Raw genomic sequence first — 12,869 nt, forward strand, 5'->3', positions numbered from 1 at the left:
CGGCGATTGCGCGCACGGTGCGCCAATGTCGGAAAGAGCGGTCGTCTGTGCGCACACGCTGCGTCACGACGATTCGCGCGCGACTTGAAGCGACTCATTCTTCGCATCGGCGGAGCCTTCTCATCGCGACGTCGTAACGGCGATCGTCGCGCTTATTGCCACTTCCCGCGGGCGAGCCGGACGCAGCAGGCGTGCCGCGGACGCCTGAAAAATTCCACAGCGGTTCGATACGAGATCGAACGCCAACCGAAAGCACATGATGCAAACTCTCTCCCCACGGCACGTCAAGACAGACGAAGCGCTCCGGCTCGGCGTGGAGTCAGGCTGGTACGCGATCAAGGTCAGCGGGACCTTCGTCTCGGGCCCGCACGACTCGGAAGGGGATTGCCGTCGCAAGATCGACGAGATTCAACCGCCGGTGAAGAAGAAGCGATAACAGCGCCGATTTCGGCCGCTACGGCGTCTTGATCCCCATCGCCTTCAACGCCGCCAGCATCTGCGCTGGCGGTGTCATTTTGATCTGCGGCGCCTTGCCGGTTTCCAGCAAACTCTTCAGTCCCGACAGGATCGCGGGCCAGCCGGTGCGGCCGCCGGAGAGGATGCCTTCGCTGAGCGCGCGGTCGTGGCGTTCGCTCATGGTGAGGCGGACGGCCTCGCCGGCTTGCTCGATCTCGTAGGTGACGAGCGTGGTGCCGAGCTTTGCGACGAGGTCGGGCCAGTTGACGTTCCATGTCACCGTCAGCTTGTTCGGCGGATCGTATTCGAAGACTTCACCCGAGATGTGCTCCGAACCGTCAGGCGCGCGCACGGTGAAACTCCCGCCGAGCCTCCGTTCCATCTCCACGGCAAAACCGGAAAAGTACTTCCTGCTGAACTCGGCCGAGGTCAGCGCTTCCCACACCTTCTCCGGCGTGGAGACGATGTAGATGGTGTAGACCGTCAGTGGTTTGAACTGATCGAGGTTCATTTTGCGTCGAATCCCTTGTTGAGCGCGGCGCGGGGAATGCCGAGCAGCTTGCCGGTCTCGAGCAGGCTCTTGAGCTGGGACAGGATCGCCGGCCAGCCGTTGGAGACGGCGCCGAGATATTTGCCGCCCTCGACGAAGCCGTCATGCAACACGGTCAAACGCACGAGCGAGCCGAACGGTTCGATCGTGAAGACGACGCGCGATATCGGCTCGCCGCGCAGCTCTTCGAACTTCTGGTGCTTGAAGCTGTAGGACAGGCGGCGCGGCGGATCGGCCTCCAGAATCTCGCCGGAATCGGTGACCTCGCCGTCGAGCGTGAGCGCGAAGGGGGAGCCGACCTTCCAGTCTGACCTGACCTCGGCGCCGAACCAGTATTGCCTGGTGAATTCGCTCGACGTCAGCGCCTCCCACAGCTTTTCCGGCGTGGTCTCGATATAGCTCACATAGACGAATTGGGGCTTACTCATCGCGCTTCTCCAACTGACGTTTCAACTCGCCGAGCGCGGCGAGCTTGCCGCGCTCGAATTTCCTGATCCAGCGTTCGCCGATCTGATGGATCGGCACCGGATTGAGGTAATGCAGCTTCTCGCGGCCATGTCTGATGGTCGTGACCAGATTGGCCTCTTCGAGAATGACAAGGTGCTTGGTCACGGCCTGGCGCGTCATCGCGAGGCCTTCGCAGAGTTCGTTCAGCGTCTGGCCGTTCCTGGCGTGAAGCCTGTCCAGCAGCGACCGTCGTGACGCATCGGCGAGCGCTTTGAAGACCTCATCCATGGTGGCGATAATAGGCAACCAAATGGTTGCATGTCAAGATGGTGTCTTTGGCGCCCGGAAATGGCTGTGCTAGCCTTGAAGCTCAGCCAACGCAGATTGGTTCCGGGAGAGCTTTGATGTTCCGTTGCTTCTCACTCGCAGCAGGTCTTGTCCTTTTCGCCTGCAGCACCACGGCCCAGGCACAACAGAAGCAGACCATCGGCGCGCCGCAGGAAGCGTCCAACATGAAGCTGGTCGGCACCAACGACCTGCAGGCGCGCAGCGCGTACCAGCCGACCATCCATCATCAGGCCGATCGCTGGATCGCCTATATCGGCCATCACGGTGGCACCGACGACGTGCCCGCGCCCGTCAACCCGATGACGGGGCAGGCCGAACCGAACGGAACGTCCATCGTCGACGTCACCGATCCCGCGCGTCCAAAATATCTGCGGCATCTGCCGGGACAGGAAGGCAAGTACGAATCCGGCGGCGCGCAGATGGTACGGGTTTGCGACGGCAAGTCGCTGCCGAAGGGCGATCCCAATGCGGTCTATATGCTCCGCACCTTCGGCAGCGAGGCGCATGAGATCTGGAACGTCGCCGACCCCGTAAATCCCGTGCTCGTTACCCGCATCGGCGGGCTGAAGGACACCCACAAGAGCTGGTGGGAGTGCGACACCGGCATCGCCTTTCTTGTCTCCGGCGCGCCGGACTGGCGCACGCGGCGCATGACGCAGGTCTACGACCTCAGCGATCCCGCGCATCCGCAGAAAATCCGCGACTTTGGCCTGCCCGGCCAGGAGCCCGGCTCGACCGGCGCCGTGCCGACCGAATTGCACGGGCCGATCTCGACCGGACCCGACGGCAATCGCGTGTTCTTCGGCTACGGCACCAACAAGGGCGGCATCCTGCAGATCGTCGATCGCGACAAGTTGCTGAACGGGCCGAAGGAGCCGACGCCGGAGAATCTTCGCTATCCCGAGATTTCGCGCATGCCGATGTCCGCCTTCAACGGCGCGCATACGACGTTCCCGATGCTCGATATGCCGGTCGCGGAATTCGCCGAGGACAAGGACGGCAAGACCCGCGACATCGTCATGATCGTCGACGAGGCGATTCTGAACGAATGCGGCGAGGCGCGGCAGATGGTGTGGTTCGCCGACGTCACCACCGAGACGCGGCCGATGATGATCTCGAGCTACACCGTGCCGGAGGCGGGTGGACAGTTCTGCCAGCGCGGCGGCCGCTTCGGCTCGCACTCCTCGAACGAGAGCATGGCGCCGGTCTATTACAAGAAGATGGCCTTCATCGCCTTCTTCAATGCGGGCGTGCGGGCGCTCGACATCCGCGATCCCTATCATCCGAAGGAGGTCGGCTATTTCATCCCGGCGATCACGCAGGCCACAGACAAGCGCTGCATTCCCGTCGAGGGCGGCGAGCGCTGCAAGGTCGCGATCCAGACCAACAATGTCGAGACCGACGATCGCGGCTACATCTACATCGTCGACCGCGCCAATACCGGTCTGCATATCCTCGAACTGACCGGACCGGCGCGCGCGGCCGCCGGCCTGCCGAGGAACTGACGATGCGGCGCGGGGCGGCGATTGCGGCTGTGGCCATCGCGCTCGGTGTGTCCGGCGTCGGGGCTTATCGGCTGGCGCCGGCGGCGGAATCGGCAGGCTGGCGCGAAATCGCATGGCCGTTCCCGCGCGACGGCTGGCCCGCCGGCCGCGCGTTCCGCTGCGACGGCGCCTGCGCGGGCACCGAGCTCTACGTGCGCGCCAAGCGTGGCTTCTGCAATTGCGACCGCGGCGTCGCCGACGATGATGAGGTCGATCGCGTTGCCGACATCGATCTGATCAGCCCGCGCTTTGCCGCCGTCGCGCCGGGCGAGGAGGTGGGTCTTGGCGAGATGCGCGGCCGTGCCAGGCGCTATGATCTCGATATGCTCGACGACGTCCGCCATGCCGCGATCGGCATCGCCGTCTCGCGCCGCTGCGATCTCTTCGTCGCTGCGGCCCAGGGGCGTGGCGAAGCAGGCGCCGTGCAACGCGCAGCGCTGGCGTTCCTGGAGACGCGGGAGATGAAGGTATGGGCGACCGCGGCGCTGGACGGACAGTGAGTGTCATGCATTAATGCGCCAAACCGCTCTCAGCGAGTCCTCCCCATGATGTCCATGCAAGCCTATTTCGCCTTCGTCGCCGCCTGCATTGCGCTGGCCTTGCTGCCGGGGCCGATCGTCACCCTCGTCGTCGCCAACGGCCTGCGTCACGGCACGCGCGCGGCGTTGACCAATGTCGCGGGCGCGCAGGCCGGGCTCGCCATCGTCATCGGCATCGTCGCAGTCGGCCTGACCTCGCTGATGGCGACCATGGGTTACTGGTTCGACTGGGTGCGCTTTGCCGGCGCCGCCTATCTGATCTGGCTCGGCATCAAGCTGATCTGGGCGCCGGTCGAAGGCCTCAATGTCGACGAGCCGCCGGCGCCGCCGCGCGGCGGGTTCTTCCTGCAAGGCTTCCTTGTGCTGCTGTCGAACCCGAAAGTGCTGATCTTCTTCGGCGCCTTCATTCCGCAGTTCATGGACATGAACCGCGATCACTTCCCGCAAGTCGCGGTGCTGGGCGCCACTTTCATGGTCACCGCGGCGATGACGGATGCGCTCTACGCTCTTGCCGCGGGGCGTGCGCGAAAATTCTTCTCGGCCCGCCGGACGCGGCTGATGTCGCGCATCTCCGGCGGCTTCATGATCGGCGGCGGTATCTGGCTGGCGCTGACACGGGCAAAATAACCTCGCTCGTACCGGTTCGCGCTTGAACCCTTCGCGGCGGCGATGCGTCCAATCGGGCATTGCCGCTGACGAAGGAATTTGGCCGTGCCCGATCTGCCCTGGTTCGTCTATGCGATGCTGTTCGCACCGCTCGGGCTGTTACTGGTCGCCTCCGTTGTGAAGACCTGGCAGGTGCGCGAGGCGCGAAGCTGGCCGCAGGCATCGGGCAAGGTCGTCCGCTCGGTCGCCGAGGTACGCGAGGTCAGGGTGTCCGACAGCGACCGCGAGGAAGGCTATCGGCTCGAGAGCCGCAATTTTGCGAACGTGACTTACGAATATCCGGTCGGCAGCCGCAAGCTGAGCTGTAACCGCATCTCGATCGGCGAGGACCTCGGCAATTTCGAGGTCGCCGAGAAGCTTGCAAAATATCCCGCCGGCAGCATCGTCACCGTCTATTACAATCCGCGCCATCCCGATCAGGCCGTGCTCGAGCGCGACCTGCCCAAGGGGCTGTGGGGCTGCCTCGGCATCGGCACGGCGATCGCGTTTGGCATCGTGTTCGGCTCGGCGTTCGGGCTCAACCAGACTTATGCCTACCTTGCGCACCGCATCGGGCGGCCCGATCTCGCCGGCCTTGTCGTCGGCTTCGGCGCGTTCGGCCTCGTCATCGCGCTGATGGGGTATGGGGTGCGGCGGCAGGCGTTGAAGGCGGCGCGCTGGCCGGTGGTGCCGGGCACGATCAAGCTGTCGGGGATCGAGCAATATCACGAGGCCAGCGAGCCGGGCGAGCGCCGCGGCACCGAGATGTTCGGCAAGCGCGTGACCTACACCTATCGCTATCAGAATATCAGCTACACCAATGAATGCGCGCGCGTCGCGGCCGGGACGCAGTCCGGGTCCGACGAGATGTTGAAGAAGCTGATGTCGCGCTACAAGCACGGCGCGACCGTCGAGGTGCGCGTCAATCCCGACAACCCGGCCGAGGCAACGCTCGATACAAGCGGCCCCGTCCGCATCGCCTGGCTGCTGTGGGGTATCGCTGCGATTTTCGCTGCGCTCGCGGTGTTCGTCGCGACGCGGGGCAGCTAGTCGACCAGCCTCTCCCTGCGCAACTCCAGCTCGATCTCCGCAAAAATCCTCGCCAGCCGCTCCGCCCATTGCTGCTGGCCGGACTGATCCGCGATCAGATCCTGGCGGATCTCGATGCCGGTGTTGACGAGGCCGCGGGCTTCGCCGTGGACGGGGATGGTGTAGTCGCTGAGGTCGCTCACCGCATAGGGCTCGTTGTCGCCGACGACGAGATCGCCTTCAGCGCGCAAATGTTTCAGCAGCAGCTGCGGCAGCACGGTGTCGCGGTTATACAGCGCGGCGATGTGCCAGGGCCGGGCGACGCCGGCATAAACCGGCGTGAAGCTGTGCAGCGACACCAGCACCGTCGGCCGCGTGTCGTGCAGGCGGCGGTCGATCGCGGCATCGATGCGGCGGTGATAGGGCTCGAAGATCTCGCGCCGCCGCGCCGCGCGCTCGCCCTCTGAGATGCCCTCGTTGCGCGGGATCGCGGTCGCCTCGGATATCACGGGAATCGAGCTTGCTACGCCGGGCGAGCGGTTGCAGTCGATCACGAGCCGGGAATAGCGCTGCGCGATCAGATGCGCATCGAGCATTCTTGCCAGCCGCTCGGCGACGCCGGCAATGCCGATGTCCCAGGCGATGTGTCGCGTCAGCTCGCTTGCCGCGACGCCGAGGTCGCCGAGCGCGCGCGGCAAGATCCGTCCGTAATGATCCGAGGTGAGCAGGAAAGGCGATGCCCCATCCGCATTGACCTCATGCACCGGCGGAATGTCCCCCGCGCCGAGCAGTTGATCGGTCGCGTCGGCCGTGTTCAAGTCCATCCTGATTGCCTATGGAAAAAGCAGTTACCGTCCAAATTGGGCAGCAATCGCTTGCAGGTCGGTCCACCCAAAATCATCATGATCGCCAGACGATGCCGTTGCCGGCGATTCATCACAAGACCAAATCTCGATTGCCCCCGGGGACTTCGCTGGGACGAGGAAATGTGCGGCTGTCGTTTCGCTCGATTGACGGCTATAGACACCCCATGACCTCCGATCGTCTTTTCGTCTACGGCACCCTGATGCGCGGCTTCGACCATCCGATGGCGCGGCTGCTTGCAGGACATGCGGACTTTTTGGGTGACGCGACGTGTCGCGGCCGGCTCGTTCTCGTGAAGCATTATCCCGGATTGCTGCTGTCGAACGCGGCCTCCGATGTCGTCCATGGTGAGCTTTTTCAATTGCGCGTGCCCGACGAGCTCCTGCGCGAGCTCGACATGTACGAGGCCTGCGGCGAGGGCTTTCCGGAGCCGACCGAATATCTGCGCAAGCTGATCGACGTGACGCTGCCTGATGGCACCACGGAGAAGGCCTGGACTTACGTCTACAATTGGCCCGTCATCGATCTGCCGCGCATCGAGTCCGGGCGCTTTCTCGAGCACTAGGCGCGGATGCGGACTTCACCTCTCCCGCGCAAGCGGAGCGAGGGATCGCACCTTCATCGTGGCCGGCGTTCGATCACTAAGCCGACAGCACTTCCTTCACCAGGCGCACGTCGATCTCGTGCTCGACGTAGCTCCACTCCTCGGTCTGCCTCAGCATCGCCACCAGCTCCTCGAACAGCGAGGCATCGGGGGGCGCGAACTCGAACCATGTCAGGAAGTCGAAGGGACCGCCGAGATCGCGGCTGTGATAGAGCTGCCGCGCGATGGCGGGCAGGAAACGAAGAGTGCTGGCGATGTGGTGCGACTTGTCCTCGAAGATCTTGCGGCGCTCTTCCTGCGTCAGCTCCCACCACGCCTCCGATTTGCGGATCGGAATCAGCGCCGCGGAAGTGGCCCCTAACCGGCCGAGCTCGGCCTGCACCGCGGTGAGCTGCTGCTTCTCGGCGCGCTCAGTATAGCGCGGCGTGCTCGCAACGCCGACCAGCCGCCACGCATTGCGAGAGGGCACCAGGGGCAATGAAATCGCCTCGCTGTCGGTCACCGACAGCGCCGGCACGAAGGGCAGGGGCTCGCCCACCACGGGTGAAATCGAGGTCACACGCCAGCCCCCGCTGTGGCCGCCGCGAAACATCCTGAACATGGCCTATGGAAGCGCGGAACCGGTCCGGGTTCAAGTCTTTCCGCGGTCATTCCGGGCTCGATGCTTCGCATCGCCCCGGAATGACGCCTGTGCATAGGTCGAATAACCCGGATAAGCCGGACAAACCTGACTTTTGGGCAGGCCGCGCCTATATCCGTAACCCTTCGCCCGACTCACGTTGATTCGCGCCAGACCCAGAGCCCATGCGCTTCACGCCCCAGTTCCTCGACGAGCTTCGTGCCCGGCTTTCGGTCTCCGAAGTCGTGGGCAAGCGCGTGAAGCTGAAGAAGGCCGGGCGGGAATGGAAGGGGCTGTCGCCGTTCCAGCAGGAGAAGACGCCGTCCTTCTACGTCAACGACCAGAAGGGATTTTACCACGACTTCTCCTCCGGCAAGCACGGCGACATCATCACCTTCGTGATGGAGACCGACGGCCTGCCGTTCGCCGAGGCTGTGGAGCGGCTCGCCGGCATGGCGGGCCTGCCGCTGCCGGCGGTGACGCCGGATGCGGCGCGGCACGAGCAGCGGCGCCGCACGCTGCATGACGTCATGGAGCTCGCTGCAAAATTCTTCGCCGAGACGCTGGCCTCGCGCGCCGGCGCCAAGGCGCGCGGCTATCTCGCCGATCGCGCGATCTCGCCGGCGACGCAAGTGCAGTTCCGCCTCGGCTATGCGCCGCCGCCACCCGAGCGTTTCGCGCTGAAGGAGCATCTCGGCAAGCTCGGCGTCTCCATCGAGGACATGATCGAGACCGGGCTGCTCGTTGCCGGCAACGACATTCCCGTGCCCTACGATCGCTTCCGCGATCGCGTGATGTTTCCGATCACGGATCTGCGTGGCCGTGTCATCGCCTTCGGCGGGCGCGCGCTGGAGAAGGACGTTCCGGCAAAATACCTGAACTCGCCGGAGACGCCGCTCTTCCACAAGGGCGACAATCTCTACAATCACCAGACCGCGCGCAAAGCCACCCACGATGGTAGCGCGCTGATCGTGGTCGAAGGCTATGTCGACGTCATCGCCATGGTGACAGCAGGCTTTGCAGGTGCCGTGGCGCCGCTCGGCACCGCGCTGACCGAAAACCAGCTCACGCTGCTCTGGAAGATGGCGGACGAGCCGATCCTCTGCTTCGACGGCGATCGTGCCGGACAGAAGGCGGCTTATCGCGCGGCCGACTTGGCCTTGCCATTTCTTGCGCCGGGCAAGAGCCTGCGCTTTGCGCTGCTGCCGGAAGGGCAAGACCCCGACGATCTCGCCCGCTCGGGCGGTCGCGGCGCGATCGAGGATGTCATTGCTGCGGCGAAGCCGCTCGCCGAGATGATTTGGTCGCGCGAACTCGAAGGCGGCAACTTTGCCACGCCCGAGCGTCGCGCCGCGCTGGAAGCGCGCGTCAAGGAGCTGTCCAACGGCATCCGCGACGAGGTGGTGCGGCGCTATTATCGCGACGATTTTGCCGAACGGCTTCGACGCACCTTCGCGCCTGAGGGCGGGCGCGGCGGTTTTGCCGGCCGGGGCAATTTCCAAGGCAATTCCGGCCGCTCCTTCCAGCCGCGCAACGGGGGACAGGCGAATCGATTCGGGGGTCAGGGATTCGGCAGCCAGGGGCGGCGTGGGGCCTCCGGTCCCGCCTTTATTCCCTCCGGCCCCTACCAGGCGGCGAGCCCCCAGCTGGCGGCCAGCCCGATCATGAAGGGCCAGCGCAGCGCCATATCCCGGCGCGAAGCCCTGATCCTGCAAATCCTGATCAACCACCCCTGGCTGCTGCACGACCACCTTGAGGAGGTCGCCGCCCTGGAGCTGGCCCATCCCGAGGCCCATAAGCTCCGGGCCGGCATCATCGCCGCCTTCGCCAACGACCACCACCACTCGCCGGACCCCGGCGAGCTGGCCGAGAAGATGCGAGCCGACATCGAAAAGGGCGGATTTTTACAGCTTCTTCAAAGGGTTGAGAACGGCATCACGACCGCGGCGGTGTGGGGTGCCCGCGAGGGCGCCGCCCGGGACGACGTTCTCTCCACCTGGCACCAGCTCGTTGCCTTGCATCGGCAATACCATTCACTACTTAGAGAACTGAAGGACGCCGAGCTGGCCTTGGGGGAGGACCCCAGCGAGGCCAATTTGGCGTGGCTGCGTGACGTCAAGGCTCGGATAGGAGAAGTCGACGGTACCGAGGCCCTGATCGAGGGTTTTGGCGAGCTGTCGGGCCGGTTCCAGAAGAGCGTGTGATGAAAGAATCATGCGGACGGCCGGGACCGGAACCGCTAAAAGACTCGCCAAATCCAAGGTTTGGCGGCAAAAACAGGGTTAATCGAGGCTTAACGGTCTTGTAGCACTTTGGCCACCAGGCGGCCGCAGGCAGAACAGACGCGTCAGGAATGAATCCGCGCAATCGCTGTTGGCACTACACCTGCATCCGCTGCGACAAAGAGGCTCACGAAGCGTTAGGCAAATCCGGCGAGAGAGAAGGTCGGGGTGGCGAGAGATATCCGCGCCGCCCTTTCCGTGTCGCGATCTGACGAAGCGAGAGCGTCGAACAACAGGTTCAAGTGAATTCAGGCGGGCGGGCCGTTCGGCCTTCTGCATGAAGCGCGTTTAGGAGCAATGGATGGCCACCAAGGCAAAGACGCTGCAGGCGAAGGACAAAGAAAAGGACGACAAGGCAGCGGACGCGCCGGAGAAGGACTCCCAGGACGCGCCGTCGCCGTTGCTCGATCTGTCCGACGCGGCCGTGAAGAAGATGATCAAGCAGGCCAAGAAGCGCGGCTTCGTGACCTTCGATCAGCTCAACGAAGTTTTGCCGTCCGACCAGACCTCCCCCGAGCAGATCGAGGACATCATGTCCATGCTCTCGGACATGGGCATCAACGTCACCGAAGCCGACGATAGCGACGGCGAGGAGGACAAGGACGAGGGCGGCGAGGACGAGACCGATAACGAGCTCGTCGAGGTCACCCAGAAGGCCGTCACCGAGGTCAAGAAGAGCGAGCCGGGCGAGCGCACCGACGACCCCGTGCGCATGTATCTGCGCGAGATGGGTACGGTCGAGCTCCTGTCCCGCGAAGGCGAAATCGCGATTGCGAAGCGCATCGAGGCCGGCCGCGAGGCGATGATCGCAGGCCTCTGCGAAAGCCCGCTGACCTTCCAGGCCATCATCATCTGGCGCGACGAGCTCAACGAAGGCAAGATCTTCCTTCGCGACATCATCGATCTCGAAGCGACCTATGCCGGGCCCGACGCCAAGGGCGGCATGAACACCGCGATGATCGGCGGTCCGACCGGCGAGAACGGCGAAGCGTCCGCCGAAGGCGGCGAGGCCGCTGTCGTGAACGGAGCTGCGCCGGCGCATGTCGCTCCGCCCGCCGCGCCGCCGTCGCCGACCCCGTTCCGCGCCGCGCCTGCGCCCGGCAATGCCGGCGAAGGCGAGAAGGATCCGGGCGAAGCCGCCGCCGAAGCCGACATGGACGAGGACGACGAGTTCGAGAACCAGATGTCGCTCGCGGCCATCGAGGCCGAGCTCAAGCCGAAGGTCGTCGAGATCTTCGACAAGATCGCCGACAGCTACAAGAAGCTGCGCAAGCTTCAGGAGCAGGACATCCAGAACCAGCTCGAGAGCACTTCGCACGGGCCCTCGCTGTCGCCGCACCAGGAACGCAAATATCGCAAGCTGAAGGACGAGATTATCGTCGAGGTGAAGTCGCTGCGCCTGAACCAGGCGCGTATCGACTCACTGGTCGAGCAGCTCTACGACATCAACAAGCGCCTCGTGTCGCACGAGGGCCGCCTGATGCGCCTTGCCGATAGCCATGGCGTCGCGCGTGAGGACTTCCTGCGCAACTACACCGGCTCCGAGCTCGATCCGCGCTGGCTCAACCGCGTCTCGAAGCTCTCGGCCAAGGGCTGGAAGAACTTCGTCCATATCGAGAAGGACCGCATCAAGGACCTCCGTCACGAGGTGCACCAGCTCGCCGCGCTCACCGGCCTCGAGATCGTCGAGTTCCGCAAGATCGTGCACTCCGTGCAGAAGGGCGAGCGCGAGGCACGCCAGGCCAAGAAGGAGATGGTGGAAGCCAACCTCCGTCTCGTGATCTCGATCGCCAAGAAGTACACCAACCGCGGCCTGCAGTTCCTCGACCTGATCCAGGAAGGCAACATCGGCCTGATGAAGGCGGTTGATAAGTTCGAATACCGCCGCGGCTACAAGTTCTCGACCTACGCCACGTGGTGGATCCGGCAGGCGATCACCCGCTCGATCGCCGACCAGGCGCGCACTATCCGCATCCCCGTGCACATGATCGAGACGATCAACAAGATCGTGCGCACCTCGCGCCAGATGCTCAACGAGATCGGCCGCGAGCCGACCCCGGAAGAGCTCGCCGAGAAGCTCGGCATGCCCCTGGAGAAGGTCCGCAAGGTCCTCAAGATCGCCAAGGAGCCACTGTCGCTCGAGACCCCGGTCGGTGACGAAGAGGATTCACACCTCGGCGATTTCATCGAGGACAAGAACGCGATCCTGCCGATCGACGCCGCGATCCAGTCGAACCTGCGCGAGACCACGACGCGCGTGCTCGCCTCGCTCACCCCGCGCGAAGAGCGCGTGCTGCGCATGCGCTTCGGCATCGGCATGAACACCGACCACACGCTGGAAGAAGTCGGCCAGCAGTTCTCGGTCACCCGCGAACGTATCCGCCAGATCGAAGCGAAGGCGCTGCGCAAGCTGAAGCATCCGTCGCGGAGCCGGAAGTTGCGGTCGTTCCTGGACAACTAATTCGGATCGTCGTGCCCGGGCCAGTCCCGGGCATTCATCCAAACGAAAACGGCGGGCCGAAAGCCCGCCGTTTTCTATTTGTGCCGACGCTTCGCGAGTCGGACGGAGCCTACTTCTTCTTCGCGCCGACCCGGTCGAGGGTCTTGATTGCCAGCGGCGGGCGGCCGGACTTTTCCGCGATCTCGCGGTCCTGCTCCATGATGAAACCGCGCGCGGGCTCGTCGCCGTCCAGGCCTCCGAGCAGCTCCGCAGGCACGCGCCGGTTGGAGCGTTGGGAGCCGTCTTCGTAGAAGACGTTGAAAAAGGCGAACTCGCCCTTGGGATTGGTTCCAGGTTTTTTGGCCATGGCGGGCTTGTCGTCGATCAGGGCGCTATAGTCAAATGACTTTGGCGGGTTTTCCGGTGGTCACACGGACCTGTCGCGGCGGTCTCGGCTGCGCAATCGATCGATGAAGTCCGTTTGCTGGATGTTCGGATGCGT

The 12,869-nt window shown here is 64.3% G+C and carries 14 protein-coding genes; 8 read left to right on the forward strand and 6 right to left on the reverse strand.

Going from position 1 to position 12,869, the window contains the following annotated elements; all coding sequences use genetic code 11:
- Positions 1 to 256: 256 nt before the first annotated feature.
- A complete protein-coding gene (locus AC0L3X_RS13315) occupies positions 257 to 436 on the forward strand; it encodes a hypothetical protein (RefSeq protein ID WP_063985493.1) in 180 nt (59 codons plus the stop codon).
- Positions 437 to 454: 18 nt separating this feature from the next.
- Here AC0L3X_RS13315 and AC0L3X_RS13320 read toward each other — a convergent pair whose 3' ends face one another.
- Genes AC0L3X_RS13320 through AC0L3X_RS13330 form a run of 3 tightly spaced genes read right to left on the reverse strand, consistent with a single transcriptional unit; the run spans position 455 to position 1,741 of the window.
- A complete protein-coding gene (locus AC0L3X_RS13320) occupies positions 455 to 967 on the reverse strand; it encodes an SRPBCC family protein (RefSeq protein ID WP_063985492.1) in 513 nt (170 codons plus the stop codon).
- Positions 964 to 1,434, reverse strand: a complete 471-nt coding sequence (locus AC0L3X_RS13325) for an SRPBCC family protein (protein ID WP_014492102.1) — start codon at positions 1,432 to 1,434, stop codon at positions 964 to 966. Before AC0L3X_RS13325 ends, AC0L3X_RS13320 begins: the two co-directional genes overlap by 4 nt.
- Complete coding sequence (locus AC0L3X_RS13330) at positions 1,427 to 1,741, reverse strand: ArsR/SmtB family transcription factor (RefSeq protein ID WP_063687468.1); 315 nt, start codon at positions 1,739 to 1,741, stop codon at positions 1,427 to 1,429. Before AC0L3X_RS13330 ends, AC0L3X_RS13325 begins: the two co-directional genes overlap by 8 nt.
- Positions 1,742 to 1,857: 116 nt before the next feature.
- Here AC0L3X_RS13330 and AC0L3X_RS13335 point away from each other — a divergent pair, with 116 nt between their 5' ends.
- The 4 genes from AC0L3X_RS13335 to AC0L3X_RS13350 all read left to right on the forward strand — a co-directional run bounded on the left by AC0L3X_RS13335 (position 1,858) and on the right by AC0L3X_RS13350 (position 5,579).
- A complete protein-coding gene (locus tag AC0L3X_RS13335) occupies positions 1,858 to 3,306 on the forward strand; it encodes an LVIVD repeat-containing protein (RefSeq protein ID WP_063985491.1) in 1,449 nt (482 codons plus the stop codon).
- A 2-nt stretch (positions 3,307 to 3,308) separates the two neighbouring features.
- The gene (locus AC0L3X_RS13340; RefSeq protein WP_063985490.1) at positions 3,309 to 3,845 is read left to right on the forward strand and encodes a hypothetical protein; all 537 of its coding nucleotides are present in this window, start codon (positions 3,309 to 3,311) and stop codon (positions 3,843 to 3,845) included.
- A gap of 45 nt (positions 3,846 to 3,890) precedes the next feature.
- Positions 3,891 to 4,511 carry a LysE family translocator gene (locus AC0L3X_RS13345; RefSeq protein ID WP_080586526.1) on the forward strand — a complete coding sequence of 207 codons (621 nt, stop codon included), beginning with the start codon at positions 3,891 to 3,893 and terminating at the stop codon, positions 4,509 to 4,511.
- An 84-nt stretch (positions 4,512 to 4,595) separates the two neighbouring features.
- On the forward strand, positions 4,596 to 5,579 hold the full coding sequence (locus tag AC0L3X_RS13350; RefSeq protein WP_084795399.1) for a DUF3592 domain-containing protein: 984 nt from the start codon (positions 4,596 to 4,598) through the stop codon (positions 5,577 to 5,579).
- Here AC0L3X_RS13350 and AC0L3X_RS13355 read toward each other — a convergent pair.
- Positions 5,576 to 6,382 (reverse strand): N-formylglutamate amidohydrolase, encoded by an 807-nt coding sequence (locus tag AC0L3X_RS13355; protein WP_231143624.1) that lies wholly within the window; start codon positions 6,380 to 6,382, stop codon positions 5,576 to 5,578. The genes AC0L3X_RS13350 and AC0L3X_RS13355 overlap by 4 nt on opposite strands.
- 206 nt (positions 6,383 to 6,588) lie before the next feature.
- On the opposite strand from AC0L3X_RS13355, the gene AC0L3X_RS13360 reads away from it, so the two are divergent.
- A complete protein-coding gene (locus AC0L3X_RS13360) occupies positions 6,589 to 6,987 on the forward strand; it encodes a gamma-glutamylcyclotransferase family protein (RefSeq protein ID WP_063985489.1) in 399 nt (132 codons plus the stop codon).
- Positions 6,988 to 7,063: 76 nt separating this feature from the next.
- Here AC0L3X_RS13360 and AC0L3X_RS13365 read toward each other — a convergent pair whose 3' ends face one another.
- Positions 7,064 to 7,627, reverse strand: a complete 564-nt coding sequence (locus AC0L3X_RS13365; protein WP_063985488.1) for a chlorite dismutase family protein — start codon at positions 7,625 to 7,627, stop codon at positions 7,064 to 7,066.
- Between the two features lie 203 nt (positions 7,628 to 7,830).
- Between AC0L3X_RS13365 and dnaG the strand changes: the two genes are divergently transcribed.
- Positions 7,831 to 9,849, forward strand: a complete 2,019-nt coding sequence (dnaG, locus tag AC0L3X_RS13370) for a DNA primase (RefSeq protein WP_063985487.1) — start codon at positions 7,831 to 7,833, stop codon at positions 9,847 to 9,849.
- Positions 9,850 to 10,228: 379 nt separating this feature from the next.
- Positions 10,229 to 12,388 (forward strand): RNA polymerase sigma factor RpoD, encoded by a 2,160-nt coding sequence (rpoD, locus tag AC0L3X_RS13375; protein ID WP_063985486.1) that lies wholly within the window; start codon positions 10,229 to 10,231, stop codon positions 12,386 to 12,388.
- A 109-nt stretch (positions 12,389 to 12,497) separates the two neighbouring features.
- On the opposite strand, the gene AC0L3X_RS13380 is transcribed toward rpoD, so the two are convergent.
- A complete protein-coding gene (locus AC0L3X_RS13380) occupies positions 12,498 to 12,734 on the reverse strand; it encodes a hypothetical protein (RefSeq protein ID WP_028150700.1) in 237 nt (78 codons plus the stop codon).
- Between the last annotated feature and the right edge of the window lie 135 nt (positions 12,735 to 12,869).

Source organism: Bradyrhizobium sp. MI1.7, assembly GCF_055811795.1.

Excerpts from the sequence above, each read along its gene's own strand:
- AC0L3X_RS13365 (WP_063985488.1), bottom strand. The coding sequence starts at position 7,627 with ATGTTCAGGATGTTTCGCGGCGGCCACAGCGGGGGCTGGCGTGTGACC.
- AC0L3X_RS13355 (WP_231143624.1), bottom strand. The coding sequence starts at position 6,382 with ATGGACTTGAACACGGCCGACGCGACCGATCAACTGCTCGGCGCGGGG.
- AC0L3X_RS13340 (WP_063985490.1), top strand. The coding sequence starts at position 3,309 with ATGCGGCGCGGGGCGGCGATTGCGGCTGTGGCCATCGCGCTCGGTGTG.
- AC0L3X_RS13345 (WP_080586526.1), top strand. The coding sequence starts at position 3,891 with ATGATGTCCATGCAAGCCTATTTCGCCTTCGTCGCCGCCTGCATTGCG.
- AC0L3X_RS13315 (WP_063985493.1), top strand. The coding sequence starts at position 257 with ATGATGCAAACTCTCTCCCCACGGCACGTCAAGACAGACGAAGCGCTC.
- AC0L3X_RS13325 (WP_014492102.1), bottom strand. The coding sequence starts at position 1,434 with ATGAGTAAGCCCCAATTCGTCTATGTGAGCTATATCGAGACCACGCCG.
- AC0L3X_RS13335 (WP_063985491.1), top strand. The coding sequence starts at position 1,858 with ATGTTCCGTTGCTTCTCACTCGCAGCAGGTCTTGTCCTTTTCGCCTGC.
- dnaG (WP_063985487.1), top strand. The coding sequence starts at position 7,831 with ATGCGCTTCACGCCCCAGTTCCTCGACGAGCTTCGTGCCCGGCTTTCG.
- rpoD (WP_063985486.1), top strand. The coding sequence starts at position 10,229 with ATGGCCACCAAGGCAAAGACGCTGCAGGCGAAGGACAAAGAAAAGGAC.
- AC0L3X_RS13330 (WP_063687468.1), bottom strand. The coding sequence starts at position 1,741 with ATGGATGAGGTCTTCAAAGCGCTCGCCGATGCGTCACGACGGTCGCTG.
- AC0L3X_RS13360 (WP_063985489.1), top strand. The coding sequence starts at position 6,589 with ATGACCTCCGATCGTCTTTTCGTCTACGGCACCCTGATGCGCGGCTTC.
- AC0L3X_RS13320 (WP_063985492.1), bottom strand. The coding sequence starts at position 967 with ATGAACCTCGATCAGTTCAAACCACTGACGGTCTACACCATCTACATC.
- AC0L3X_RS13380 (WP_028150700.1), bottom strand. The coding sequence starts at position 12,734 with ATGGCCAAAAAACCTGGAACCAATCCCAAGGGCGAGTTCGCCTTTTTC.